The following is a 25,315-nucleotide window of genomic DNA, read 5'->3' as shown; positions in this document are numbered from 1 at the left end:
AGTTATCTGATCATATAAATACAAATAAGATCGTAGTTTACACGAATGTGATTATTTATTTTTAGCGTTAACATATTTTTAATATAACAGGCATTAAGTTAATAGATAAATAGTTAATAAACTAATGTAAGAGATTTTGAAACTAAAAATAAAACTATATTAATAAGCATAAGACCGGCAATGAAATAAAACACACAAATAATAATCAAATATTTCGTCAAATAGCGGCCGGTAAAGAATTCAGAAAATTAATACTTAAAATTTGGAGTTATCATTATGAGCACCAACCAACCGCTATTGAGTCCGTTCACTCTGCCAAATGGTACTGTACTGAAAAACCGTTTCCTGATGGCACCAATGACCACCTGCACCGGTTTTTATGATGGCACCGTCACCAGCGAACTGGTTGAGTATTACCGTGCCCGCGCTGGCAGTATCGGCACCGTTATCGTGGAATGCTGTTTTGTTGATGATAAAGGCCTCGCATTCCCGGGCGCTATAGGCATCGACAATGACAGCAAAATCGCCGGTCTGGCGAAAATTGCCGAAGCAGTGAAATCTCAGGGTTCCAAAGCGTTGTTGCAGATTTATCACGGCGGCCGCATGAGCGAACCCAAACTCATTGGTGGTCAGCAGCCGGTTGCGCCAAGTGCGCTGGCCGCTCCGCGTGATGGCGCGGCAACGCCGGTGGCGTTAACCGCCGAAGAAGTGGATGCCATGATCGCCAAATTTGGTGAAGCGACGCGCCGCGCGATTGAAGCCGGTTTCGACGGCGTGGAGATTCACGGTGCGAACACTTACCTCATCCAGCAGTTCTTCTCCCCGAACTCCAATCAGCGTAACGACAAATGGGGCGGCAGCCGAGAAAACCGCGCACGATTCCCGCTGGCGGTGCTGGATATTACCCATGAAATGGCGCAGAAATACGCCGATTCCTCTTTCATTATTGGCTACCGTTTCTCACCGGAAGAACTCGAGGAGCCGGGTATTCGCTTCGCGGACACAATGTATCTGCTCGAACAACTGGCGGCGCGTGGCCTGGATTATCTGCATTTCTCCCTCGGCTATTCCTTGCGTCCTTCCATCAATGACACCACGGATCCGACGCCGTTAATCGACAAATATGTCGCGATGCGTTCAGACGTGCTGGCGACGATCCCGGTGATGGGCGTGGGTGGGATTGTGAACAAAGCTGACGCGGAGCTGGCGCTGGAACATGGCTACGACATGATTGCCATTGGTAAGGCCTGCATTGCTTATCCGGACTGGACCGACCGAATTTCGAATGATCAGAAACTAGACCTGTTCATCGACAGCACCCAACGCGAAGCCCTGACCATTCCTGAACCGCTGTGGCGCTTCTCGCTGGTTGACGCAATGATTCGCGACATGAGCATGTCGTCGAAAAAATTCAAAGCCGGTGTGTTCCGGGAGAAAGTGCAGGACAACGCGCATGAAGTGGCGGTTGACGTCAGTCTGGAAACCGACCGCATTTCGGACATCATGCTGGAAGCTGGTGCGGATCTGGATGTGGAGTTCACCACCAGCTTCGACATTATCCGTACACGTATTCTGGATGCTAACAGCCCGCACGTTGACGCAGTTACGGGTGCAACAGAACAGAGTGAAGCAGTGAAGAAAGCGGTATCCAAAGCCATCGCAAAATCCTGCAAAGCGCAGTTACTGGAAGAGGGCGGCAGCCTGTCTGAACCGCAAAGCTACGACGTGGTTGTGGTTGGCAGCGGCGGTGCCGGTCTGGCGGCGGCGATTCAGGCCTGTGATGAAGGTGCGAAAGTGCTGATCGTCGAGAAAATGTCTACCATCGGCGGCAACACCATCAAAGCGTCAGTGGGCATGAACGCCGCGGAAACCCGTTATCAGAAACTGAAAGGCATCGAAGACAGCAAAGAGCTGTTCTATCAGGAAACCCTGAAAGGCGGCCAGTTCAAAAACAATACCGTGCTGCTGAAAGAATTCATCGAACGCGCCCCGCAGGCCGTCGAATGGCTGGCGGCACACAACATTGAACTGAGCGATATCACCATTACCGGCGGGATGAGCATTGACCGTACACACCGTCCGGCAGACCGCAGCGCAGTTGGCGGCTTCCTGATCAGCGGCCTGGTGAAAAACCTTAACAAGCGCAATATCGACGTGATGCTGGATACGTCTGTGACAGAAATCCGTTACACCAATGGCGCGGTGCAGGGTGTAGATCTACTCAATGATGAAAACGAAGTGCTGGCGGTAAACGCCAAAAGCGTGATTGTCGCCACCGGTGGGTTCAGCGCCAATCGCGACATGGTCGTGAAATATCGCCCTGAACTGGACGGCTTTGTGACCACAAACCACAAAGGTGCGACCGGCGGCGGTATTGCCATTCTGGAAAAAATCGGTGCCGGTACCGTCGATATGGGCGAAATTCAGATTCACCCGACCGTGGAACAGACAACGTCTTATCTGATTTCCGAAGCGATCCGTGGCGGCGGTGCGATTTTGGTCAGCCAGGCGGGCCATCGCTTCTTCAATGAGATGGAAACGCGCGACAAAGTGTCAGCAAAAATCATCGGCCTGCCAGAGAAGTTTGCCTACGTAGTCTTTGACGAGCAGGTACGTTTAAATAACAAAGCGGCGGATGAGTATATTGCTCGCGGGTTCGTGATCAGCGGAGCAACGCCACGTGAACTGGCCGCTAAACTTGAAATGGGTTCAGATGCGTTCCTCGCCACACTGGAATCCTATAACGTCGCGGTCGATAAACAGGACGATGCAGAGTTTGGCCGTAAAACGGCGATGCGTCATCCGATCAATCAGGGACCGTTCTACGCTATCCGTATCGCGCCGGGGGTTCACCACACCATGGGCGGGGTAACCATTAACACCAATACGTGTGTGCTGGATGCTCAGAAACAGGTGCTCAGCGGTGCATTTGCAGCCGGTGAAGTGGTCGGCGGGATCCACGGGGGTAATCGTATCGGCGGGAATGCCGTTGCAGATATCATTATCTTCGGTATTCTTGCAGGGCAGAATGCAGCGAAATACGCGATGCAATAAAGAACTGTTTTCCTTCCGGTTGCACGGAGTCTGGTAACGCTAAACCAGCTGCTGAAACCCGTAAGGTTGAGGTTTCAGTTCAACGTAAAGCCTGTCCCGCATCGCTGCGGGGCAGGCTTTTCACTTTTCTTCTTTAGGGTCTATTTTAAGGCCTGCTTTTGGGTAAATCTGATGACGCCAGACGATCGTGTTTATGCTTACTCCGCCGTTTTGATGGGTTCGCCTATTCTTCTCAAGCTGTTTGAACATAATGAAACCCTGGCATCTAACGTTTTCCGACTCATCAAGCTTCAGGAAAACAAACTGACGGTTAACCGCCAGCAGTCCGAAGTGATGTCGATAAACCATGCGGCAGGCGATCACGCCGTTGCCGTCAGCAAGCCGGTGTTTGACCTGATCAGTCGGGCGAAAGCCGTGAGTGTGCTGGAAAACAGCAGTTTTAATTTCACCATCGGCCCGCTGGTGAAGCGTTGGAAAATCGGTTTTAACGGCAACAGCGTGCCTGCGGTCACGGACTTACAGGCGTTGCTGAAGATCACGGATCCGCATGACGTGATCCTCGATGATAATTCGCAGTCTGTTTTTCTGCATAAAACGGGAATGCAAATCGATCTTGGCGCGATTGCGAAAGGCTATATCGCCGACGTGGTGCGGGATTTTCTGCGAGAACAGCAGGTGACTCAGGCGCTGATCAATCTGGGTGGTAATGTGCAAACGCTGGGTGCCGGGGCGGAAGGTGCGTGGGCGATTGGTTTGAAAAAACCATTTTCAAACCCGGAATCGCTGATTGGCGTGATAAACGTGACAAACAAATCGGTGGTGACATCGGGCATTTACGAACGGTATTTCGAACTGAACGGCCAGCGTTATCATCATATTCTCGATCCGAAAACCGGTTATCCGCTGGATAACGAACTTCTCAGCGTGACGATTATTTCCGATGATTCGATTGATGGTGATATCTACACTACGCTGCTTTACGGTATGGGCGTTGAAAAAAGCCTCAGGTACTTGCAGAATTACCCGCACATTGAGGCTGTTTTTGTCACGAAAGACCTGCAGATTATCTTCTCGTCGCAGCGGCAGTTTACGTTTACGCCGCTGGACCCGGACTATCACATTACTGGCAGTATTGCTTAAGCAGCGAGTAATGATCGGCCTGTAAGCGATAGCGGTAAACCGGTCTGCCGGTCACACCATAATGAATGCTGGTGAAGAGTATGTTCATCTGTGCCAGCCATATCAGGTATTTACGACAAGAGACCCGTGAAATATTCACTGAACTGGCGAGTTCGTCGGTGGAGAATTCCATCGTCGGATGCTCGTCAATCCACTGGCACAGCGTGCGCAGCGTTTGTGGCGTGAGGCCTTTCGGCAGTTTTTTAGATTCTGCCGCCGACGGGTTATTGCCATGAATTAACCGGTCAACGTCCGACTGCTCGTAATATTGCTGGTTATCCATCAACGTTTTTTTTTGCTGCCAGCCCGTCAGTGCTTCCTCGAAACGAGAAAACTGGAACGGCTTGATCAGATAATCCACAACGCCGTAATTCAGCGATTTCTTGATGGTTTCAGCATCGGCGGCGGATGAAATTACGATCACGTCGATAGGGCAGCGAGCATCACGCAGCTCAGGAAGTAAATCCAGGCCGTTGTCCTGTTGCATGTATACATCGAGTAAAATCAGGTCGATAGACAGTTCTGAATTCAAAACCAGATCTTTCGCCTGCTGTAACGTCGACGCCGTGCCGCAGCACGCGAAGCCTTCAATCTGGCCCACGTAGCAGCGATTGAGCTCGGCTACCATGGCATCATCATCAACTATCAGCACATTGATCAAGAACTTGTCCTCTCACCATCCCAGGGAAGTTGTACAAAAAATTGGGTATAAACATCGGGTTCGGATTCCACGTTAATGGTTCCGCCGAGGCTTTCAACTTGCTGTTTTGCAAGGAACAACCCCATACCACGTTGATCACCCTTGGATGAAACACCTTTCTCAAATATTGCCTCGACGTTCTCCGGTGTAATCCCCGGTCCGTCGTCACTGACAACGCAGGCCAGCGAGCCATTCTGATAATGCAACAGCACGCTGACTTCACCGTCCGGCTGGTCACCCAGCGCATCCAGTGCATTTTCAATCAGATTTCCCAGCACGGTGATCAGCGCCGCGACCTGATTTTCATTGTTGTTATCAGGCAACAGGCTGTCATCGCTGAGCGTCAGCAAATGACGAGTATCCGATGCCCGGTTAATCTTACTCAGCAGGAATCCGGCGATGACCGGAGACTTAATTTTCAGCAGCAGGGACCCGATTTCAGCCTGATAATTATTGGCTGTTTTGAGAATGTAATCTTCCAGCTGCGTATAACTTTTCATGTGCAGCAAACCCAGTATCACATGGAGTTTATTCATGAACTCATGCGAGCGTTCCCGCAGCGAATCGGCGTAGTTTACCATGCCGCTAAGGCGCTGCATCAACTGGCTGACTTCCGTCTTGTCCCTGAAGGTACAAATTGCGCCAATAATGACGCCGTTATTACGCACTGGCACGGTATTGCTCAGCAGTAAACGCCCTTTGTAGTTGATCTCTTCGTCCCGGCGCGGAACGCCGGTATTAAGAACATCTCGTAGGTTGGCGATAAGCGGCAGGGAATCCGTATTCGGCTCCACGTCCGTGGCGGTTTCCTGAAATATCTGGCGGGCGGTCTGGTTGATGAGCGTCACATGTGCGTCCTGGTCAACGGCAATCACGCCTTCTTTGATGGATTGCAACATAGCCTGACGCTGTTCAAACAGCGTCGAAATCTCATAAGGTTCGAGCCCGAAGAGAATGCGTTTAAGCATTTTGACCAGGAACCAGGTGCCCAGCGCGCCAACCATCATGCCAAACAGCACGGTCCAGAGAATGCTCCAGCGGCTCTTATTGATTTGCTCGGTGACTTTTACCAGCGAAATGCCGATGGCGACCACCCCTATTTGCTTGTGATGATCGTCATACACCGGCGTAAAGACGCGCAACGCTTTATCCAGCGTCCCTTTATTTATAGAAACATTTTCGTTGCCAAGTAGCGCAGGATTGATGTCATCTCCGATAAAATGATGACTGATCACATCGGTATTCGGATGTGAGAAACGTATCCCGTCCATATTAGTCACAACGACAAACAGCAGGTCGTTGCGCTTCTGCACTGCGCTGGCGATCGGCTGTATTATCCCGCTGTCAGGAGAAAGTGAAAGGGCGTGTTTCACTTCGGGTGAATCTGCCAGCGTTCTCGCCACGGCCAGCGCTTTATCTTTAACGCCATCACGCGTGGTATCGCTGACCTGGACGAAATAAAGCAGATGGACGACCAGCAGCACGGATGCAATGACGGCGCTGATCATCAGAATGACGGAAGTACTGAGTTTCATGGGGTGCTTGCGCACTGAATGACGTTGCTGCGAGTCGCTCATCGGAGCCCCAAAGACAAAAGAGCAAAATGCTCATGAATAATGATGAATAGTTCGCGTTAAACGTCCTGTGCCGATGTAACGACTCTGGCTGAACGATGAACTAACCCTGTTCAGCCATAATGATATGTCTATTCGATTGATCTTACCGCTATTTAATACTTTCTAAAGTGCGTTTTGCGGCGTGCCTTCCAAGGTTGTTTGATTTTCTTTCATCCAGCTCGGCTTTGATCTCTTCATAGTTATCATCAAGACGATAATAACGGCCTATCCAGAACATCGAACACAGGATTAGCGCAGCCGGAATATACAGATAGCAGGCTTTGATGGCCAGCAGCGCCTGAGGGCTTTGCGCCTGATTGGCGAGATAACCTCCGGCAGACAGCAGGATCCCGCTGATAGCTCCGGCTCCGGCCATGGCGACTTTTCCCAAAAAGCCGTTAACTGAGGTCAGAATACCTGCGGTGTTAATCCCGGTTTTCCATTCGCCGTAATCCACCGGATCCGCCTGCATGGAGAAATAAATGGCAGTTCGCTGACCCGCGCCGACAGATAATAGGGTGGCCCCTGCCAATAGGCCGACGATGGCATTGCCGGAGAATATCATGACCAGCATACCGGCTAGGTTAATCGCGCAGGAGATTAAATAGACGTGACGTTTTTTCATTCGCGCCGCCATAAACGGAACGGTTAATGTTCCCAACAGCGGTACAAAAGTCGAAATACCTGCGGCAACGGCAGTAATACTCGTGTCGCCCACGTAATAATTAAAGAAGTAGACCAGCGCGCCGGTCTGGAAAAAGAATGCGCCCCACATCAGAAAAATATTTACCGCAAACACAAACCACGGACGGTTGTGGCGCAGACTGGTCCACGCGCGACCCAGCGTCATTTTTTCATTCTTAACCGTAATGCTCTCTTTGACGTTTGCAAAACTCAGCAGCAGGAAGAATACGGCGATCCCCCCAAAAATCATCGCGGTATAGAGAAAGCCCGATTGCTGATTTCCGTTGCCCAGAGAATGCACCAGCGGTAAGGTCGCAACGGCCACAATAGTAGAACCGAGTGAACCCATCACAATACGTACTGCCGAGAGCGTGGTGCGTTCTTTCGAATCATTGGTAATGAACGGCAGCATCGCGCAAAACGGAATATTAACGAGCGTGTACAGAAACGAGAGGCACAGATAGGTCAGGAAGGCGTACCAGAGTTTACCCGTCAGACTGAAATCTGGCACATAAAAGGCCATGACACATAACAGACCAAACGGCACTGCACCCAGCAGCAGGTAAGGGCGGCAACGACCCCAGCGGGTGTTGGTATTGTCGATAAGCAATCCCATCAGGACATCCGCAACACCATCAACCAGGCGCGTGACTAAAAACATCAGCCCGGCGTAATAGGCGGGAAGACCCATGATATCGGTATAAAAGAACATGAGGTACAGCGAAATCATCTGCCAGACAAGGTTACAGGAGAGGTCGGCGATCCCATATCCCAGGCGTTGACGCCACAGGGAAAAAGTCGTATTGCGCATGATGTAGTCTCTTCAGGGTTACGGTTATTTTTATTTTTGAGTTAACGACAAACTATATTTGCGGATGAAATACGCCGGTGTGCAGCTCCACGCATGGCAATAGCTGTTGATGAGTTTGCTGCCATAAGGGGAAAAATCAGGGTGTTTGGGATCGTACATTTCCCAGAACGTGTCGGCTCCGGCCTGAACCATCCCGCCCCAGTATTTTTTGATTTCCTGCACTGCATGCTGCGTTTCACCGACGCTGAGCAGCGCGTCAATAAAGTGGTGCATCATATAGGGTGTATTCATCCCTATTTCGGGCGGATTCGCCAGCAGACGGCTGATCAATCGTGCCCGGAAATTATTGTCTCCAACTCCGGCCAGAACCAGCCATATCTGCGAAGCGCAGGAAACCTGTCGCCCGGCACCGCTGATGAAAAAACCTTTTTCTTCATTCCACAAATTTTGCATGGCCGCGTCTTTAAGCACATCGATTCTGGCGGTCAGCCAGGTGACTTTCGCTCTGTCGATTTTTTGTGCCAGTTCCCGTGCTTTCATCAGGCAGTAAATCAGTACGCCCTGTGCCGGAGCCTGTTTGTTCAGTGATTCGTGCCAGTCGATGAATGCCCACCAGTCATCGCTGTCCTGCAATATCCCACTTGCGCCAACGCGTTCCAGTGACAGCTCAATCTGTCGCCACGCAACCGGCCAGAGATCCTCCAGCGTTTGCTGGTCATCGGTAGCCGCGATGAAATCAGCCAGTGTTGCCACAAAAAATAAAGCATAATCAAACAGAAACGTATCATCAGCAATGACGTCTGGCTTCATAAACAGATTGGACGACACCATGCCATCTTCGCGCGTGACCCCGGCAAATAAATAGAGGCAACGTTTGACCAGGTCGTTTTGCCCGAACGTCTGGTAATTCACCAGCGCCTGTAAACGCAGATCACCCAGCCACAGACGGCGGTCGCGTTTTGGCCCGTCCTCGAACACCTCCTGCATGCAGTTTCTAAGCGTCAGAATGCTGACCTGGTCGATCTGGCTCAGCAAGGCATCCGGATGATGCAGTGGTTTGAGTGATGTTCTATCCGCAGATGTCACCGTGTTCAGATGAATGTCGCTCAGCTTCAGGTTAAATTTTGCTGAGGTGGAGATGACTTTTATCTTCACGTAACGACAGCAATAGCGGCGCGGCAACCGGACCAGTTCAGGCAGCACATCCAGATAGATATCCGCCTGTTGCAGCCAGCTGCTGCTCAGCCAGCCGTGATATTCGCTGAACGGTTCGGCCATTTCCGCCGGCGTCTCACCGAAGATTAATTGCAGATGGGCTGGCGCATCCGGCGGGCTGCCAGCGGATCCGCACCGCATCTCAAAATACCCTACGCAGTGCGTACCAAAATCGACAATGACTTCATCACCCGGAGCCAGTTCCTGCTGCATCAGGCAGGCGGGAAGGGCGCGCATAACGGCTTTCCAGCCCTGGGCTTCGGAAGCGTCGGCAATGACGTCCACCAACCCGACAGGTGACAGACAGGTTTGCTGCAACGCCGGTAAAAGACCGGCGGCGGTTGCTAAAAAACGCTCATTGCGATGGAAAGTCAGACTGCTGTTTTTCTGTATCCCCTGAGACATACCCGATTCCTGATTAATGATCTGTGAAATGGAGTGTGCGCCAGGCTCTGAACGCCAGCTATTCTGTGATTGCCAGCTTTGTGCGGAAAATGGCAGCCAGCGTGGGGTATGAAAGGGGAGGATCACATATTCAGAAATCGGATTCGCTGGCCTGCGGGGAATCCCTTATGTTGATTGTCTGCAAGGATAAAGGATCTGAACGAGACAAATCACCTTATGGATAAACTCAAAGTGGAAGCCTATTTTTCTTCTGTTGAGGAGAAGTTGTCGGTTTACTCCAGCGACCCGGAAGATAACAACAGCGAGCATTGCCACGATTTTGACGAACTGGTGATTGTGGACAGCGGCCACGGGTTGCACGTTATCAACGGCAAACCGGTTTTTATTCAGGAAGGCGACGTGTTTTTCGTCCGAGACAATGACTACCATTTCTATGATGAACTCGGCACGCTGAAACTGATTAATGTACTCATCAACCCGCGGACTGAATTCAACTATCTGACCAATACCGAACGCCTGCTTTCTCCCTTTTCTGCCAGCGGAGGCAGTGGATACGGCTGGTTATTGCCGGAGGTGAAAAATCATTGCCGGGATTTAGTCGGGCAGATGTTTACCCGTGCGGGTAAAAGCGACCGGAGCGTGCGGGCGGTTCAGCAGGAAGGGTTATTTTTCCAACTGATCATGAGCCTGGTTAACCAGAGGGAAAGCGAGGATCGCAATCATACGCAGTACAAACTTCACCGCCTGTTGGGGTATTTGCAGGAACATTGTTTTACAGAGATTAACTGGGTGGACGTCGCTGACGAATTCTTGCTGACGCAGCGCACGCTGTTTCGCCGCATAAAGGAAACTACCGGGATGACCCCGGAAAACTATCTGAAAAGGCTGCGTCTGGTGTCGGCACGCGTCAAGATCAAAAACACGGAAACCTCTATCACCGATATCGCATTTATGTGTGGTTTTTCAAACAGTAATCACTTCACCACTTCCTATAAACAGGTGTTTGGCATTACACCGTCACAGGAAAGAAAAAAGGCCTGAATTTCTTCAGGCCTCGCAGAGACGAACTTGTAGTGTCTTACTGGAAGTAGATATCGCCGTTTTCAGCTTTGGTGATCTTACCGTCAGTGTCGGTGATCAGTGCGTAACTGCCGCCAATGTACGTCCAGTGTGTACCTGCATCCGGCGCTGGAAGGTGACGTTCCTGCCAGCCGATAATTTCATAAGGCTTGGTGCGATACAGCGCCGGAACCTGATCGCCAATCGAGTAAAGTTTGGAATCATCGTAGAACGATTTGATTTCGTGAGAGTTTGATGCCGCAAACGCGGTATTGGCCAGTGGTAATAATGAAGAAACAACCAGAGCCGATAACATAACAATTTTAGAATGACGCATAGATTATCCCGTTTAAAATCATCAACGTAATGCCTGCCTCGGTGATATGCCGCCAATCCTTTGTGTAAGCAGTAAAGCCGAAACCTGTGCTTTTTTGTAGGACAGGATAATAACGAGAAAATCCCCCGATGGCGGGACGATTTATTGTGTCTAAATGCAAATGAGACAGCGGGCTATATCAGTCAGGGGATTTCTCTACCGTAAAGGAAATATCCACAATAAGAATTTTCCTATGTGTTATATTTAAATCTGTTATTTTTTTTCTTATGTCGGGTTTATCACATGCCGGATATCCGGATAATTTGCGAACAATGCGGTTCAGATCGCTTCAATGCCACAGTGAGTACGCCGTTTGCAGAGGTTGTGCATACTATCCAGTGTGCCGAGTGCGCGCATCCTGTGAGAGTGGATGACGTGGTTATTTTCAGAGACGGAACATACATCAGCGGGACATTCGATACGTCATCGGGAAGTCAGAACAGGCTGAATGATTTCGATATCTGAAAGGCGAGAGAACTATTCTTGAAGAGAGCTAAAAATACAGCGGGTCACAACGGAAGATCCAGTTTATCAGCAGGAGAGACGGTGGATTATTGGCGGGTGCGTCATGGGATTCCTTATTTAACATAATCATGATTATGCGCACCAAATTCAAGATTAGGTTATGCTAAATATCAGCCACACCAGCGGTTACGTCCCTGGCTTTTGGCCCGATACAAAGCCGAATCTGCGGCAGAAATCAGTTCGGCGACACTTTTGTCATCACCTGAACTTGCGATTCCCATACTGACTGTCACGATGTCGCTGACGTCAGATTGCAGATGAGGTATTGCCTCCTGCATTAGCAATTTATGAATTCGTTCTGCCACTAATTCCGCTTCTTTTGCCGATGCATCCGGCAGTAACAGAAGAAACTCCTCGCCCCCGTAACGCGCCACCACGTCTTCGGGCGTCCGCACGGCAGCTTTGAGTATTTTCGCCATCTTCACAAGGCATTCATCTCCCGCCTGATGTCCATAATGATCGTTGTAACGCTTGAAATAATCGACATCCAGCATGATCAGGCTAAATGGAACATTGCGGTTGATGGCCATGTTCAGATGGACTTCCATTGCCCGCCGGTTGGCCGTTTCCGTCAGCGGATCCTGATTAGCGATGGTTTCCAGGCGAGTAATCAGCAAAAGATTATCCTGATGACGTTCCCAGTTCTCATTAAACCAGCGTTGCAGAATCTGCCTTCCGTAGATCAAAATCAATGTGAAGAGAACCCAGATCACGAAGAAGCGAACGTATATCTCTGAATAAAGGGTGATATTCGCCGCAAGAACGGTTATCCAAAGCGGAAAAACAGACAGCAACAAGCCACGCGGATAGAAGTACAGTCCGGCAAGCGCGGTCAGCATCAGAATAATGGCAAGAGGATAAGCTATCGGGAGCGCCCAAAACGTCACAAAGATATAGCAACAAAATGACCAGATGAGGCTTATCAGCAGCAGTGAAATATCCAGAATATGACTGAGCCATGCCGACCGATTTTTTGATGCAATCACTGCCGCGCCGGCCATTACGGCAGACATTAACATCGTCAAAAACATCATAATATTGATGGTCTGGAAGATGTTCCCGTGCAGAGAAAGCCCGGCATCAAAATGGCTGAAAAGCTGGTTACGAAAAATGATAATCACAGCAAAACTGAGGTTAATAAATGCCAGCCAGGGGACACTTTTTGACAGCGCGAAAAGGATCATCTCTTCACGGCGCTTCCATTGCGGCATGCTCAGCGTCGGTGGCCTGCGTTGCTCTTTGGACATGAATTAACCTTATAATTATCATTAAGATGCACGTTATCTTGCTTTGAAAATTGAGCGTGTCATAAAAAAGACGCCCCTGACGGGCGCCCTGTTTGTGACAAATGTCTCTGCGAACTGTTAAGGCTCCGCAATAGTGAACCAGAAATCAAATTTATCGAATTCACCCAACATTTCTTTGAATTTCTCTTTATTTCCATCGATGGTGACATCTCCGCTTTCTGACAGATTTCCGAGTTTCAGTTTACCCAGAGCAATGTCATCAAGGGTTGTACGCTTGAGCGTCACGGTGCCATCCGGTTTATCCATCTGTTTATCTTTACTGTAATTCATCACACCGTTTTTGACAGTGAGAATGAATTTCTCGTTGGTATCCGGGAAAATGAGGTTATAGGCATACGATTTATCGCCGGCTTTCGGACCGTTGAGGTGGATGGCCAGGAAATCGAGGAACATCGGTGTCGTCATGCCACGAATGATATCCGGGGAGCTGGTATTTGGCGTTGCCATTTTATGAACACCACCGCGAAGCTCCTGAGCGCCGGAAAGGTAAAAGTTGCGTGCCGGGCCTGATTCAGCCTGGATGGGTAAGCACGCGATCGTTGCCCCACTGTGGCCACTGGTGGCTGCCAAAGGACACCACCGCTTCGCTGCCCCACATATCAATCGTTTCACTAAGGGTGCTGGCCCATTTGGCCGCACTGCGAACCTTCGCGCCACGAAGCGTCAGAATGTTATGCAAAGTATGGTTTGCGTCTTCGGCCAGGTCGATCGCTTTAAACTGCGGGAAGTAGAACAACATTTCAGCGGGAGCTTCGGTGCCTGGCGCCATCTGATAAATCATGTCCACACCGTCTACGGTGAGCTTTTCGCCGGTTTTGCTGATGAGTTTGCTTGGCTGGAACAGGGTAATGTTCCCCGCGGCTGTCGTTAGCCCCAGCCCTCCTCCGACATTTCCTTCCGGGTTTTTAGGCAACAGGTTTCCGTACATATAGGATGCACGGCGGCTCATCACGTTGCCTGCGAAGACGTTTTCACTCACGGCCTCTTCCATAAATCCTTCTGGAGCCACCACGGGGATTTTGCCGGAACGAACATCGTCCTCGTTAACGACACCGCGAACACCGGCGAAATGGTCAACGTGAGAGTGGGTGAAAATCACCCCGGTGACAGGAAGGTTTTCAACTTTGGAATTGATTAAATCCAGCGCAGCTTTTGCTGTTTCAGTTGACGTTAACGGGTCAACAATAACCCATCCCGTTTTACCACGAATAAATGTGATATTGGCGAGATCAATGCTGCGGACCTGATAGATGCCATCGACAACCTTAAACAAACCATGAACTGCCAGAAGCTGTGATTGTCGCCATAAACTTGGATTAACGGTATCGGGTGTCGGCCCCTGATTTTTTAGGTTATGGACTTATATGTTCTTTTTATGTGCGCTATTTGTCGTTTCGCAACAAGCTATCCCAAATTTATCAGGCGTGATTTTTTGACAGAATAAATCGAAGGGTGTGTATCGATACTTAATGGATTCGAACGAGGTTAAGCACCCAATCGACTTCCAGCTAGGGAAGTCGCGAAATAATCTCGGGGTGAAATGATGTGTTCAAAGACGTAAGAATCATGCCCTTCATAAAACCGATATGAAGGGCATTTTTAATCATGTGGCTGACAGATCAGGCATTGTTCAACGGTTTCTCTTCTGGTTTCGTCTGTGAGTTTTCCAGCATTTTGCGTACCGGAATGATCAGCACGAACAGCACCGCAGCACAGATCAGCAGCGAAATAGAACAACGCGCGAAGAGATCTGGCAGAACGTCCAGCTGGTCGGCTTTCACGTGGCCACCAATCAGGCCAGCCGCCAGATTACCCAGCGCACTGGCGCAGAACCACAGCCCCATCATCTGGCCACGCATTCTTTCCGGTGCCAGTAACGTCATGGTCGCCAGCCCAATCGGGCTCAGGCAAAGCTCGCCGAGTGTCAGCATCAGAATACTGCCCACCAGCCACAGCGGGGATACCCCTGCTCCGCCGTTGCTCAGCACATTCTGTGCCGCCATCATCATGATCCCAAAGCCCGCCGCCGCACATAAAATACCGATGATGAACTTAGTGATGCTGCTCGGACGCACGTTATTCTGTGCCAGTTTCGGCCATGCCCAGCTAAATACCGGGGCCAGCAAAATGATGAACAGCGCATTGACGGACTGGAACCACACGGCAGGGATTTCAAAATCGCCGATCATGCGGTTGGTGTAGTCATTAGCAAACAGGTTGAACGAGGTCGGCTTCTGCTCAAACGCGGACCAGAAGAACGCCGCTGAAACCAGCAGAATGAAGCACACCAGCAGTCTGGCGCGTTCTTTACGAGTCAGTCCGGCGAACACGAACAGATAGATGAAATAGAGTACGACCGAGGCCGCAATGACGTACACCAGCATGCTGGCAAGTGCGACAGGATTGATGACGATAATGCCCTGTGCGATCAGCGTAACGATAACCGCCACACCGGCTGCCAGCGCCAGCAACCAGCCGCCGACGCCTTTCTTCTTCGCCACCGGGCTGTTCCAGGTGGAATCCAGACCGACTTCGCTGTCATAGCGTTTCATCGCTGGAACGGCGTAAACGCGGAAGATAATCAGCGCCACCAGCATCCCTATACCACCGATACCGAAGCCCCAGTGCCAGCCATGGGTTTTGATCAGCCAGCCGGAAATCAGCGGTGCGATAAATGAACCCATGTTGATGCCCATATAAAACAGTGAGAACCCACCGTCGCGGCGTGTATCCCCTTTTTTATACAGCGTTCCGACCATGACGGAGATGCACGTCTTAAACAGGCCGGAGCCGAGGACGATAAACATCAGGCCGATAAAGAACAGGTTGTCGCCAAACCACGCAGATAAGGCAATAGCCAGATGGCCGAGCGCAATCAGAATCGAACCGTACCAGACCGCTTTTTGTTGCCCGAGCCAGTTATCTGCCAGCCAGCCGCCCGGTAACGCGGCGAGATACATACAGCCTGCAAAGATACCGACGATAGCCGATGCGTTTTCACGCGCCATGCCCATGCCGCCATCGTAAACCGTTGCTGCCATGAACAGGATCAGTAAAGGGCGGATCCCGTAAAATGAAAAACGTTCCCACATTTCTGTGAAGAACAGTGAGCCCAGCGGATACGGATGGCCGAAGAAGGTCCGGCTCTCGTTTTTGTTAACAGAGGATTGCATAAATTCTCCAGAGAAAGTCTTAAGTCGTGCTTGTGAATACTGAAATGTCCGGCGACATCTGGACGGCCGCTCTTCAACATTCAGCTATTATTATCGGGTCACTGGATACTAGTTATGTCTAGCGCCAACCGGGGGACTTTAAGATGAAAAGTCGACAGTTGTCTACTTTTACAGATTTAAAGTCGGCTTTAAGAATGGGGTTATTAGCGGAAACTTGGTGAGGAAATCTGACGTATTTAGAAAATAACTCTATGATTTATAGAATAATCCTATTGCGATGGTTGCCTGGAGTTTAAAGGAAAATATAGAAAAGACGCCGTCACCGCGCGCCTCTTCTGAAGGACAAGTTTTCGTGATTTGACCCAGAAATCGACGTGGTCGATTCCCTTTCAGGAACAGACCACAGTGTAAAATTCTTCTAATTTTGCACGATCCGGCAACGCCGTCATGGCGCCCCTGGCTGTCGTTGCCAGCGCACCGCAAGCCAGTGCCTGACGGACCGTTTGATTCCAGGCGTTTTCTGAATTCAGCGGCCAGTGCTCCGCCAGCCCGGCCAGTAATCCGGCGACAAACGCATCGCCCGCGCCGGTGGTATCCAGTGCTTTTACTTCCGGAGCCGGATATTGCATCAACGACGCATCTTTTTTCCGGTAAACCGACACACCATTTTTGCCCTGTGTGACCAGTAAAAGTTCAGGGTTGTGACGGTCGCAAAGACGCAGAATCCCCTCAGACAGCAACACTTCACCGGTCAGGTATTCCAGCTCGTCCTCCGACACTTTGATGATATCGGCCAGAGACAGCGCCTGTGTCAGACAGTCACGCAACTGATTTTCATCCGGCCATAAATCGTGGCGAATATTCGGGTCAAAACACACCACGCCGCCTGCGGCTTTCATTTGCGCCATCGCCAGCACGGCAGAAGAACGGCTGGGCTCTGCGGATAAAGCAATCGAGCACAGATGCAAAAATTGCCCGGCTTTGAAGGCCGGAATATCGGTGGATTGCAGGAATAAATCTGCGCCCGGACGCACCATAAACGTAAAGGAGCGTTCCCCGTCGGCATCGTTTTCGACCACCACCGTCGATGTGCGATGACTGGCATCCGGCAGCATATGTTCCGTATCTACGCCTTCATCGCTTAACGTTTTCATCAGGAACTTCCCAAACGGGTCATCCCCTACCCGCCCGATAAACGCGCTTTCCCCGCCGAGACGGCTGATTCCCACAGCAACGTTCGCCGGTGCGCCTCCGGGGCATTTCAATAATCGGCCATCGTCTTCCGGGATCAGATCGACAACAGCATCACCCAACACCCAAATTCGGTTTTTCATTTTCATTCCCTGTATTCAATTCCTGTCTGGCCACATGGTCATGTAAAATAGAAGAACCGGTTTAGCTAATCAAGTACAAATGAATTGTCAGAGTTTAGTCATATTTTGCAAACAGGATCACAAATACAAGACATGGCGGTAAAACATCATTGATTAAAGGCAGTGTGGATGATTATTGTGCTCAGGAAAACCAGTTTAGCAATTTAGCAAAAATGGTTTTCCCATAATAATTACACTTACCTTGAGGGATAAAAATGATGATGAAACCTCGCTATCTTGCTGTTGCTATTGGATTAATTCTGTCGAGCGCCGCCCAGGGAGCGGATACGTCGGCCAGTGCCATCGAGGCCCGGCTGAATGCTCTGGAGAAAAGATTGCAACTCGCCGAGAACCGCGCCGCCAAAGCAGAAGCGCGCGCCACGGAAGCAGAAAAACAGGTGAAAACGCTGGAAACACGGACAGCCAGCAATGAACTGCAAACGCTTCAGGTCGCCAGGAATGCTGAAATTAATCAGAAAAAAACGGCTGAAGTGGCGGAACGGACAGAATCGTTAGCCAGCATTAATAATAAAACCAGCAGTGCGCCAGAAGGATTCAAATTTTCGGGCTATGCGCGTTCCGGCGTGATCATGAATGATTCCGGCACATCGACAGAAAGCGGGCCTTACGTCACGCCAGCCGGGCAAACCGGTGGCGCAGTCGGACGTCTGGGTAACGAAAACAACACTTACGTCGAATTAAATCTGGAACATAACCAGACCATGGCCAGCGGCGCGACCTCCCGCTACAAAGTCATGCTGGCGGACGGACAACGCAGCTACAACGACTGGACCGGCGCAACCAGCGATCTGAATATTCGTCAGGCGTTTGTGGAATTAGGTTCTTTGCCGACGTTCACCGGGCCATGGAAAGATTCGACGCTGTGGGCGGGTAAACGTTTTGACCGCGATAATTTCGACATTCACTTCCTCGACTCTGACATCATCTTCCTGGCGGGAACCGGTGGCGGGATCTACGACGTCAAATGGGGAGACAACCTGAAAAGTAACTTCTCACTTTACGGGCGCAATTTTGACGATCTCGAAAATAAGAACAAAGACGACACGCGGATTGAGAACTACATTGTTACGGCGAACAACTACGCCGGACCTTTCCAGTGGATGCTCAGCGGCCTGCGTGCCAAAAATAATCAGGATCGTGAAAATACCGGTTCTCAGGGCGTCACGAATGCCGCCGATACTGGTTTCCATACGATGCTGGCCTACCACGGTGACAGCTTCTACGGGCTGCGCGACGGGACATCCACGACCGCACTGCTTTACGGTCATGGTCTGGGTGCAGAAGTTAAAGCGCTGGGTTCAGACGGTCATCTGACCGATGACGCCAACACGCTGCGTCTGGCAACTTACGGGATCACGCCGTTAAGCAAAAACTGGAGCATCGCCCCTGCCGTTCTGGCTCAGCAGAGTAAAGACCGCTATATCTCCGGCGATGATTATAAATGGGTGACGTTCAACACCCGCCTGATTCAGAAGATCACCGAAAACTTCGAGCTGGCGTATGAAGGCAGTTATCAGTACATGGATCTCGATCCGCAGGGCTACAACGATTACAACAAAGTGAAAGGCGGATTCTACAAACTGACCTTTGCGCCGACCTTCAAAGTAGGTGATATCAGCGACATGCTGAGCCGCCCGGAAATTCGCTTCTTCGCCAGCTACATGGACTGGAGCAAAGAACTGGATCGCTATTCTTCCAGCGATTCGTTCGGCACGGATGGTTTTACCGCTGGCGGACAGTGGAATTTTGGTATCCAGATGGAAACCTGGTTCTAAAAAACAGGGTGTGATTGATGAGGCTGCGCCCGGTTAAACCGGGCGATGTCGATAATAAAAAGGTAAGGGATAAGATGAATATCAATGCAATTGCCACGGAATTACTGCCATTGCTTGGCGGCAAAGACAATATCGCCAGCGCGGCACACTGCGCGACGCGCCTGCGTCTGGTGCTGGCCGACGACAGCCTGATCAATAAAAGTGGCATAGAAAAAGTTGAAGGCGTGAAAGGCTGTTTCAGCAATGCGGGCCAGATACAGATTATTTTTGGTACCGGTCTGGTGAATAAGGTTTACGCCGAGTTCATCAAAGTGGCGGGCATCAGCGAATCGAGCAAATCCGAAGCGGCCAACATTGCAGCGCAAAAACTGAATCCGTTCCAGCGCATTGCCCGCGTGTTGTCGAACATTTTTGTGCCGATTATTCCGGCAATCGTGGCTTCCGGTCTCCTGATGGGCCTGCTCGGCATGGTGAAAACCTACGGCTGGGCCAATCCTGAGAGCGCGATTTTTATCATGCTCGACATGTTCAGCTCGGCGGCATTTATCATTTTGCCGATCCTGATTGGCTTCACGGCGGCGCGTGAATTTGGCGGCAATCCGTTCCTGGGGGCCACGCTCGGCGGTATTCTGACTCACCCTGCGCTGACCAATGCCTGGGGCGTTGCCAGCGGTTTCCACACCATGAATTTCTTTGGTATTGAAATTGCGATGATCGGCTATCAGGGCACGGTATTCCCGGTTCTTTTGGCCGTCTGGTTTATGAGCTTTATTGAAAAACGTCTGCGCAAAGTCATCCCTGATGCGCTGGATTTGATCCTGACCCCTTTCCTGACGGTGATTATTTCCGGATTCATCGCTTTCCTGATTATCGGGCCAGCCGGTCGTGCATTGGGTGACGGCATCTCCTTTGTGCTCAGCACGCTGATCGCGCATGCAGGCTGGTTCGCCGGGCTGGTATTTGGCGGATTATATTCCGTCATTGTGATCACCGGCATCCACCACAGCTTCCATGCTATTGAGGCCGGGTTGCTGGGTAATCCGAATATTGGCGTTAACTTCCTGCTGCCGATCTGGTCAATGGCTAACGTGGCGCAAGGCGGTGCCTGTCTGGCGGTTTATTTCAAAACAAAGGATGCCAAAATCAAAGCCATCGCCGTGCCTTCGGCCTTCTCGGCCATGCTGGGCATTACCGAAGCGGCGATTTTCGGTATTAACCTGCGCTTCATGAAACCGTTCCTCGCCGCGCTGGCGGGTGGCGCACTGGGCGGTGCCTGGGTGGTGGCTATGCACGTGAATATGACGGCCGTCGGCCTGACCGGTATTCCGGGGCTGGCGATCGTACAAGCCAGTTCGATCCTCAGCTATCTGATTGGTCTTGTGATTGCTTTTGGCAGCGCGTTCCTGCTGTCGTTGTTGCTGAAATACAAAACGGAGAGTGAATGATGACGGAAACGAGTTTGCTGAAACAAGCCCTGCGCAGTGTGGTGTCAGGGCAGGTAAAAGTCGCGGCGGATCCATACCGTCCTGGCTGGCATCTTGCGCCTCCGGTCGGATTACTCAACGACCCGAATGGATTTATCCAGCATAAAGGTCGTTATCATGTGTTCTACCAGTGGAACCCGCTGGCCTGTGCGCACGGCGCGAAATTCTGGGGGCACTGGAGTTCAGCGGATTTACTGAGCTGGCGGCATGAGCCGGTGGCGCTGGTACCGTCGGAAGCCTACGAATCGCACGGCTGTTATTCCGGTTCTGCGGTCAGCGATCACGGTCACCTGACGCTGATTTATACCGGCAACGTGAAATATCCGGATGGCAGCCGCACGGCGTTCCAGTGTCTGGCGCGTGAAAACGCAAAAGGTGAATTTGATAAAACCGGCCCGGTGCTGGATTTACCGGAAGGCTACACCGGGCATGTGCGTGATCCGAAAGTCTGGCGAAAAAACGGTCACTGGTTCATGGTGCTGGGCGCGCAGGACCTCAGCCTTCAGGGCAAGGTTCTTCTGCTCCGCTCTGACGACCTGCTCACCTGGGAATTTTCGGGTGAAATTGCCGGATCGAATCTTAACGGATTAGGGGATTTCGGTTACATGTGGGAGTGCCCGGATTTATTCAGACTGGACGGTCAGGACGTGCTGATTTGCTGCCCGCAAGGTCTGCCTGCTGAAGCCGACCGATATCTGAATACCTTCCAGTCAGGCTATTTTGCCGGGCATCTGGATACCGAAAAAGCGAAGTTTCCGCATGGCGAATTCACGGAGCTTGATCTGGGATTTGAGTTTTATGCGCCACAAACGACGCAAACCGACGATGGTCGCCGGTTGCTCATCGGCTGGATGGGTATCCCGGACGGCGATGAGTTTTATCAGCCCACGGTAGAAAACGGCTGGCTGCATACCCTGACCTGCCCGCGTGAACTGACGCTGGAGAACGGTAAAATCATTCAGCGCCCTGCGCGTGAATTGCAGGCGCTTCGCGGCGATGTGCAGGAATGGCAGGGGCTGGCGGACAATGCGCCGGTTTGGGATGTGACCCGCGCTGAAGTGGAAATTGAAACCGTACAGGCCTTCAGCGCTGATTTTGGCGGAGACCTGCTGCTGAGATGGGACGGTGATTGTCTGCATCTGACGCGCAAAAACCGGCGCACCGGATTATCGGAAGAACGTGTCTGGCACGGTTCGTTACGCAAACTGACGGTGCTGTGTGACAGTTCCAGCATTGAGATTTTCATCAACGACGGCAAAGCGGTGATGACTTCACGCTATTTCCCTGTATTACCGGCCAGATTAAACTTCAGCGGTCATTACCCGATTGCGCTGCGCCACTGGCTGTTAGCCGATTGCGTGTTAGAATAAAAACCTTTCCGGACAACAGAATATGGCGCAGTGAAAAAGACCAAACGCATCACTATCAGTGGCATAGCAGAGCTGGCTGGCGTGTCGAAATCGACTGCCAGCCAGGTTCTTAACGGACACAGCAAGAAGTTTCGCATCTCCGATACGACGCGCGATCGCGTGCTTGCCGTGGCCGCTGAGCAGCATTATCAGCCCAGTATTCACGCCCGTTCCCTCAACGTATCGCGCAGCTTCACGCTGGGTCTGGTCGTCCCGGAAATGACCAACTACGGTTTTGCTGCCTGTTCCAACGAACTCGAAACGCTCTGCCGCGAAAACGGTATGCAACTGCTGATCGCCTGCACGGATGAGAACACCAGCCAGGAAACTATGGTGGTGAACAACCTTATCCAGCGCCAGGTTGACGGGCTGATTGTTGCGTCGAGTATGCTCAGCGATGCGGAATATGTGAAAATCAGCCAGCAGTTACCGGTAATTCTGTTTGACCGTTATTTACAGGAAACGCAATTGCCGCTGGTGGTGTGTGAAGCCATCGAGTCTTCCGCTGAGCTGGTTGCGCGGGTGGCGAAAAAGCACCCGGATGAATTTTATTTTCTTGGAGGCCAGCCACGCATCTCTCCAACGCGCGACCGTCTTGCCGGTTATCAGCTTGGGCTTGAGCGTGCGGGCGTCAGCCTGAATCCTGAGTGGATTATGTACGGTAATTATCACCCCAGCTCAGGTTATGAAATGTTTGCCAATCTCTGTGCCCGGCTCGGGCGCCCGCCCAAAGCGCTGTACGTTGCGTCCTGCGGGCTGATGGAAGGGGTATTGCGCTACATGAGCCAGCACAAACTGCTGGAGAGCGATATTCATTTATGCAGTTTTGATGACCACTATCTTTATGATTCGCTCACGGTGAAAATTGATACCGTCGCGCAGGATTGCAAGGAACTGGCCATCCATTGTTTTGACATGATCATAAGTCTGATCAATGAACAACCGACTGAGCAGATTCAAAGCTATTTAGCCCCAAAATTACACTGGCGTCATCCTGATTCGATGGACGCTGCAAACTGAATATCATCTTGCGCGCAGGACTCCTTTCACCCGGGGAATGCGCCTTGAGACCTCAGCTCACATCAATCTGGAAAATGCGTAAAAGCGCCCTTTTCCCCTCTTCTGTGAACGTGACTTCCCGATAACCCGGCGTTCTGATCAGCCAGCCTTTTCGCTCAAAAGCGGCCAGAAAAGCTGCACCGGCATCGCCTCCGAGATGATAGCGACGCTCGCTCCAGTCGAGGCACGCGCAACTGCTTTTGCGTCGGGTGTTCGGGTTCAGAACGGCACCCAGATTCTCAAAACACAGCTTTCCGGCGGCTGTCAGCGAATTGCCATCCGGTTCCAGCCAGCCTTCATCACTCATGAATTCGTAAACACTGACCGCGACTTTCCCCGCCAGATGATCGTAACAGGTTCGTGCGACGCGCAAATGCACCGGTGTTTTAGGCACCGGCGATTTCATGGATTTCATGGAAATCCCCATCAGGGTTTCCAGAAGATGAGCAACATCGCTGCCAGCCAGCCGGTAATAACGATGTCTTCCCTGAGAAAGGCAGGTAATTAATTCGCTGTTAAGGAGTTTGGACAGATGCGCACTGGCGGTCGACGCCGCAATATTTGCCACGGAGCCCAGCTCTGTCGCAGTCCACGCCCTGCCATCCATCAGCGCGCAAAGCATGCTGACCCGCGAAGGGTCAGCAATCGCTGAGGCGACAGTGGATAACGACAGCTCGAGCTGCAACCCGTCATCATCCGTTTTACGTAAATCGTGCAAACTCATTCAGTCGGTACGTCCCATTCTGATGTCACCTGTGTGGCCAATGTATTGTTATCGGTAAGCAAAATCAGCCGGTTATCGTGATCGCTGTACTGCACCAATATGTTAATACCGTTCTGCGCGATGACAGCGGCAATGGCACCCAATTCTCCGGGGCGTTCCTGTTTCAGCTTCCTGATCACCGGCTTTGTAACCTGCCGGACATGTAATCCGGCAGCCGTCAGCACTGTGCGGGCGCGCTCGCCGTCTTCAACCAGAAAGTGCGCATGACTTTCATCGCCCGCCGTAAACACGCCGCCACCTTCGAGCCCTACGCCGTTTTGGCCGAGCACAGAACCGAGACGCGCCAGCTCACCGGGCGCATTGCTGAGAATAACGTGAATATCATACATGCGAATAACGTCCTTTTTCAGATGAATAGTCCCTGAGAACCTGAACGACACGGATCCGGTAAAACGAGAAAATGGTATTGCGCCCTTCGGATTGTGCTGCCTGATGTGTCACATTCTTTTTCCAGGCCAGCACCGATTCTTCGTTTTCCCACCATGACAGTGACAAAATTTTTCCCGGTGTGCTCAGGCTCTGAAAACGTTCAATAGAAATAAAACCCTCAACGTCGTCCAGCAAAGGTTTTAACTCTGCGGCTAACTGAAAGTAGCGATCCTGATGTTTAGGAATGGCGTCTGCTTCAAAAAGTACGGCGATCATAAAATGCTCCGGCAGGAATGTCTTCGGAGCCCACTATAGGGATATGAAACGGGTAACACTTCGTTGGTCAGCGAAATGTTGATGTTGGGCGGGTGTGGGTGCGGATAAGGGGACTGATTCCCTACCTGAAACTCCACTGCACGCTCACCACAAACACTGACGGGAGGATGATCCCCGTTTCTACGCCAAAGTAGCGGGTGAAATTGTATTGAAAGGCATGGTAGATGTACGGAGAGAATCCGACGCCGGTGACTTTTTTGAAGTCCTCATAGGAGCCGTCGTCACCGCAGTGTTTGAAGGCGTCAAAAAAGAATTCGCCGGTATAACCGTAGACACCTTTAAATACCCAGTTGGAATCCCCTTGTATCCAGTCCCGGCGCAGGCCGAGCGCGATACAGCGGTCGCCGAAGCTGTTGTTCATCGTGCCAACCAGAACGCTGTATTTAGAATCTTCGGAGAATTTTCGTTCTACTGACATGAATTTATTATCGAAAAATTCATTGTATTGTCCGTAGTTACCGGTCAGATGGTAAACAAAAGAGCCGGTGTTGAAGGAGTATAAATTGATTTCATCTGCGTGGAGGCTTGCAGTAACGAGGAATAAAAAGAAACACAAAACCCGACTTGATTTTTTTAGCATTTAGACAATCTCTTTGATTAT

General features: G+C 51.1%; 20 protein-coding genes and 1 pseudogene. 7 read left to right on the top strand and 14 right to left on the bottom strand.

Annotated elements, in window-relative coordinates; translation table 11 throughout:
• Nucleotides 1-276 precede the first annotated feature (276 nt).
• Together ACLBVC_RS04840 and ACLBVC_RS04835 are read left to right on the top strand one after the other, a co-directional pair.
• Complete coding sequence (locus tag ACLBVC_RS04840) at nucleotides 277-3,054, top strand: flavocytochrome c (RefSeq protein ID WP_410148496.1); 2,778 nt, start codon at nucleotides 277-279, stop codon at nucleotides 3,052-3,054.
• A gap of 171 nt (nucleotides 3,055-3,225) precedes the next feature.
• Nucleotides 3,226-4,194 carry an FAD:protein FMN transferase gene (locus tag ACLBVC_RS04835; protein WP_410148495.1) on the top strand — a complete coding sequence of 323 codons (969 nt, stop codon included), beginning with the start codon at nucleotides 3,226-3,228 and terminating at the stop codon, nucleotides 4,192-4,194.
• Here the strand turns inward: ACLBVC_RS04835 and dcuR are convergent.
• From dcuR to ACLBVC_RS04815, 4 genes are all read right to left on the bottom strand, one after another.
• Nucleotides 4,175-4,894, bottom strand: a complete 720-nt coding sequence (gene dcuR / locus ACLBVC_RS04830) for a two-component system response regulator DcuR (RefSeq protein WP_410148494.1) — start codon at nucleotides 4,892-4,894, stop codon at nucleotides 4,175-4,177. The two genes, ACLBVC_RS04835 and dcuR, sit on opposite strands and share 20 nt — an antisense overlap.
• Nucleotides 4,891-6,510 carry a sensor histidine kinase gene (locus tag ACLBVC_RS04825; RefSeq protein ID WP_410148493.1) on the bottom strand — a complete coding sequence of 540 codons (1,620 nt, stop codon included), beginning with the start codon at nucleotides 6,508-6,510 and terminating at the stop codon, nucleotides 4,891-4,893. The genes dcuR and ACLBVC_RS04825 overlap by 4 nt, the downstream gene beginning before the upstream one ends.
• A 148-nt stretch (nucleotides 6,511-6,658) precedes the next feature.
• Nucleotides 6,659-8,044 carry an MFS transporter gene (locus ACLBVC_RS04820; protein ID WP_410148492.1) on the bottom strand — a complete coding sequence of 462 codons (1,386 nt, stop codon included), beginning with the start codon at nucleotides 8,042-8,044 and terminating at the stop codon, nucleotides 6,659-6,661.
• Nucleotides 8,045-8,074: 30 nt separating this feature from the next.
• Entirely contained in the window at nucleotides 8,075-9,664 is a 1,590-nt protein-coding gene (locus ACLBVC_RS04815) for an alpha-L-rhamnosidase-related protein (RefSeq protein WP_410148491.1), read from the bottom strand.
• A 216-nt stretch (nucleotides 9,665-9,880) separates the two neighbouring features.
• On the opposite strand from ACLBVC_RS04815, the gene ACLBVC_RS04810 reads away from it, so the two are divergent.
• Nucleotides 9,881-10,705 (top strand): helix-turn-helix domain-containing protein, encoded by an 825-nt coding sequence (locus ACLBVC_RS04810; protein WP_410148490.1) that lies wholly within the window; start codon nucleotides 9,881-9,883, stop codon nucleotides 10,703-10,705.
• Between the two features lie 37 nt (nucleotides 10,706-10,742).
• Here the strand turns inward: ACLBVC_RS04810 and ACLBVC_RS04805 are convergent, their stop codons facing one another.
• From ACLBVC_RS04805 to ACLBVC_RS04780, 6 genes and pseudogenes are all read right to left on the bottom strand, one after another.
• Nucleotides 10,743-11,060, bottom strand: a complete 318-nt coding sequence (locus ACLBVC_RS04805; RefSeq protein ID WP_195824064.1) for an RcnB family protein — start codon at nucleotides 11,058-11,060, stop codon at nucleotides 10,743-10,745.
• Between the two features lie 674 nt (nucleotides 11,061-11,734).
• Nucleotides 11,735-12,871 carry a GGDEF domain-containing protein gene (locus tag ACLBVC_RS04800; RefSeq protein ID WP_410148489.1) on the bottom strand — a complete coding sequence of 379 codons (1,137 nt, stop codon included), beginning with the start codon at nucleotides 12,869-12,871 and terminating at the stop codon, nucleotides 11,735-11,737.
• Between the two features lie 117 nt (nucleotides 12,872-12,988).
• Nucleotides 12,989-13,378 carry an alkyl sulfatase C-terminal domain-containing protein gene (locus tag ACLBVC_RS04795; RefSeq protein ID WP_410148488.1) on the bottom strand — a complete coding sequence of 130 codons (390 nt, stop codon included), beginning with the start codon at nucleotides 13,376-13,378 and terminating at the stop codon, nucleotides 12,989-12,991.
• A gap of 439 nt (nucleotides 13,379-13,817) precedes the next feature.
• Nucleotides 13,818-14,282 (bottom strand): annotated as a pseudogene (locus ACLBVC_RS24845) (MBL fold metallo-hydrolase); the annotation flags it as partial.
• 268 nt (nucleotides 14,283-14,550) lie between these two features.
• Nucleotides 14,551-16,104: a peptide MFS transporter gene (locus ACLBVC_RS04785; protein ID WP_410148484.1), complete on the bottom strand. Its 1,554-nt coding sequence runs from the start codon at nucleotides 16,102-16,104 to the stop codon at nucleotides 14,551-14,553.
• Between the two features lie 389 nt (nucleotides 16,105-16,493).
• The gene (locus tag ACLBVC_RS04780; protein ID WP_410148483.1) at nucleotides 16,494-17,438 is read right to left on the bottom strand and encodes an aminoimidazole riboside kinase; all 945 of its coding nucleotides are present in this window, start codon (nucleotides 17,436-17,438) and stop codon (nucleotides 16,494-16,496) included.
• Between the two features lie 254 nt (nucleotides 17,439-17,692).
• Between ACLBVC_RS04780 and ACLBVC_RS04775 the strand changes: the two genes are divergently transcribed.
• From ACLBVC_RS04775 to ACLBVC_RS04760, 4 genes are all read left to right on the top strand, one after another.
• The gene (locus tag ACLBVC_RS04775) at nucleotides 17,693-19,273 is read left to right on the top strand and encodes a carbohydrate porin (RefSeq protein ID WP_410148481.1); all 1,581 of its coding nucleotides are present in this window, start codon (nucleotides 17,693-17,695) and stop codon (nucleotides 19,271-19,273) included.
• Nucleotides 19,274-19,347: 74 nt separating this feature from the next.
• A complete protein-coding gene (locus ACLBVC_RS04770; protein ID WP_410148479.1) occupies nucleotides 19,348-20,718 on the top strand; it encodes a sucrose-specific PTS transporter subunit IIBC in 1,371 nt (456 codons plus the stop codon).
• Nucleotides 20,718-22,127: a sucrose-6-phosphate hydrolase gene (locus tag ACLBVC_RS04765; RefSeq protein ID WP_410148822.1), complete on the top strand. Its 1,410-nt coding sequence runs from the start codon at nucleotides 20,718-20,720 to the stop codon at nucleotides 22,125-22,127. Before ACLBVC_RS04770 ends, ACLBVC_RS04765 begins: the two co-directional genes overlap by 1 nt.
• 30 nt (nucleotides 22,128-22,157) lie before the next feature.
• Entirely contained in the window at nucleotides 22,158-23,186 is a 1,029-nt protein-coding gene (locus tag ACLBVC_RS04760; protein WP_410148477.1) for a LacI family DNA-binding transcriptional regulator, read from the top strand.
• Between the two features lie 52 nt (nucleotides 23,187-23,238).
• Here ACLBVC_RS04760 and ACLBVC_RS04755 read toward each other — a convergent pair whose 3' ends face one another.
• The 4 genes from ACLBVC_RS04755 to ACLBVC_RS04740 form a co-directional block, all read right to left on the bottom strand.
• Nucleotides 23,239-23,949, bottom strand: coding sequence for an ArsR/SmtB family transcription factor (locus ACLBVC_RS04755; protein WP_410148475.1), 711 nt, complete (start codon nucleotides 23,947-23,949; stop codon nucleotides 23,239-23,241).
• Nucleotides 23,946-24,338 carry an amino acid-binding protein gene (locus ACLBVC_RS04750; RefSeq protein ID WP_410148473.1) on the bottom strand — a complete coding sequence of 131 codons (393 nt, stop codon included), beginning with the start codon at nucleotides 24,336-24,338 and terminating at the stop codon, nucleotides 23,946-23,948. The genes ACLBVC_RS04755 and ACLBVC_RS04750 overlap by 4 nt, the downstream gene beginning before the upstream one ends.
• Nucleotides 24,331-24,654: an antibiotic biosynthesis monooxygenase family protein gene (locus tag ACLBVC_RS04745; RefSeq protein ID WP_410148471.1), complete on the bottom strand. Its 324-nt coding sequence runs from the start codon at nucleotides 24,652-24,654 to the stop codon at nucleotides 24,331-24,333. The genes ACLBVC_RS04750 and ACLBVC_RS04745 overlap by 8 nt, the downstream gene beginning before the upstream one ends.
• Before the next feature lie 121 nt (nucleotides 24,655-24,775).
• Nucleotides 24,776-25,294, bottom strand: a complete 519-nt coding sequence (locus tag ACLBVC_RS04740; protein WP_410148469.1) for a hypothetical protein — start codon at nucleotides 25,292-25,294, stop codon at nucleotides 24,776-24,778.
• Between the last annotated feature and the right edge of the window lie 21 nt (nucleotides 25,295-25,315).

This window comes from Rahnella selenatireducens, from assembly GCF_046449555.1.
Lineage (GTDB): Bacteria > Pseudomonadota > Gammaproteobacteria > Enterobacterales > Enterobacteriaceae > Rahnella > Rahnella selenatireducens.
This window is presented reverse-complemented; position numbering and strand designations above follow the sequence as displayed.

What these genes read in the sequence shown, in the direction of transcription:
- ACLBVC_RS04840 (WP_410148496.1), top strand. Translation starts at nt 277, where the DNA reads ATGAGCACCAACCAACCGCTATTGAGTCCGTTCACTCTGCCAAATGGT.
- ACLBVC_RS04835 (WP_410148495.1), top strand. Translation starts at nt 3,226, where the DNA reads ATGACGCCAGACGATCGTGTTTATGCTTACTCCGCCGTTTTGATGGGT.
- ACLBVC_RS04825 (WP_410148493.1), bottom strand. Translation starts at nt 6,510, where the DNA reads ATGAGCGACTCGCAGCAACGTCATTCAGTGCGCAAGCACCCCATGAAA.
- ACLBVC_RS04820 (WP_410148492.1), bottom strand. Translation starts at nt 8,044, where the DNA reads ATGCGCAATACGACTTTTTCCCTGTGGCGTCAACGCCTGGGATATGGG.
- ACLBVC_RS04815 (WP_410148491.1), bottom strand. Translation starts at nt 9,664, where the DNA reads ATGTCTCAGGGGATACAGAAAAACAGCAGTCTGACTTTCCATCGCAAT.
- ACLBVC_RS04810 (WP_410148490.1), top strand. Translation starts at nt 9,881, where the DNA reads ATGGATAAACTCAAAGTGGAAGCCTATTTTTCTTCTGTTGAGGAGAAG.
- ACLBVC_RS04805 (WP_195824064.1), bottom strand. Translation starts at nt 11,060, where the DNA reads ATGCGTCATTCTAAAATTGTTATGTTATCGGCTCTGGTTGTTTCTTCA.
- ACLBVC_RS04800 (WP_410148489.1), bottom strand. Translation starts at nt 12,871, where the DNA reads ATGTCCAAAGAGCAACGCAGGCCACCGACGCTGAGCATGCCGCAATGG.
- ACLBVC_RS04795 (WP_410148488.1), bottom strand. Translation starts at nt 13,378, where the DNA reads ATGGCAACGCCAAATACCAGCTCCCCGGATATCATTCGTGGCATGACG.
- ACLBVC_RS04785 (WP_410148484.1), bottom strand. Translation starts at nt 16,104, where the DNA reads ATGCAATCCTCTGTTAACAAAAACGAGAGCCGGACCTTCTTCGGCCAT.
- ACLBVC_RS04780 (WP_410148483.1), bottom strand. Translation starts at nt 17,438, where the DNA reads ATGAAAAACCGAATTTGGGTGTTGGGTGATGCTGTTGTCGATCTGATC.
- ACLBVC_RS04775 (WP_410148481.1), top strand. Translation starts at nt 17,693, where the DNA reads ATGATGATGAAACCTCGCTATCTTGCTGTTGCTATTGGATTAATTCTG.
- ACLBVC_RS04770 (WP_410148479.1), top strand. Translation starts at nt 19,348, where the DNA reads ATGAATATCAATGCAATTGCCACGGAATTACTGCCATTGCTTGGCGGC.
- ACLBVC_RS04765 (WP_410148822.1), top strand. Translation starts at nt 20,718, where the DNA reads ATGACGGAAACGAGTTTGCTGAAACAAGCCCTGCGCAGTGTGGTGTCA.
- ACLBVC_RS04755 (WP_410148475.1), bottom strand. Translation starts at nt 23,949, where the DNA reads ATGAGTTTGCACGATTTACGTAAAACGGATGATGACGGGTTGCAGCTC.
- ACLBVC_RS04750 (WP_410148473.1), bottom strand. Translation starts at nt 24,338, where the DNA reads ATGTATGATATTCACGTTATTCTCAGCAATGCGCCCGGTGAGCTGGCG.
- ACLBVC_RS04745 (WP_410148471.1), bottom strand. Translation starts at nt 24,654, where the DNA reads ATGATCGCCGTACTTTTTGAAGCAGACGCCATTCCTAAACATCAGGAT.
- ACLBVC_RS04740 (WP_410148469.1), bottom strand. Translation starts at nt 25,294, where the DNA reads ATGCTAAAAAAATCAAGTCGGGTTTTGTGTTTCTTTTTATTCCTCGTT.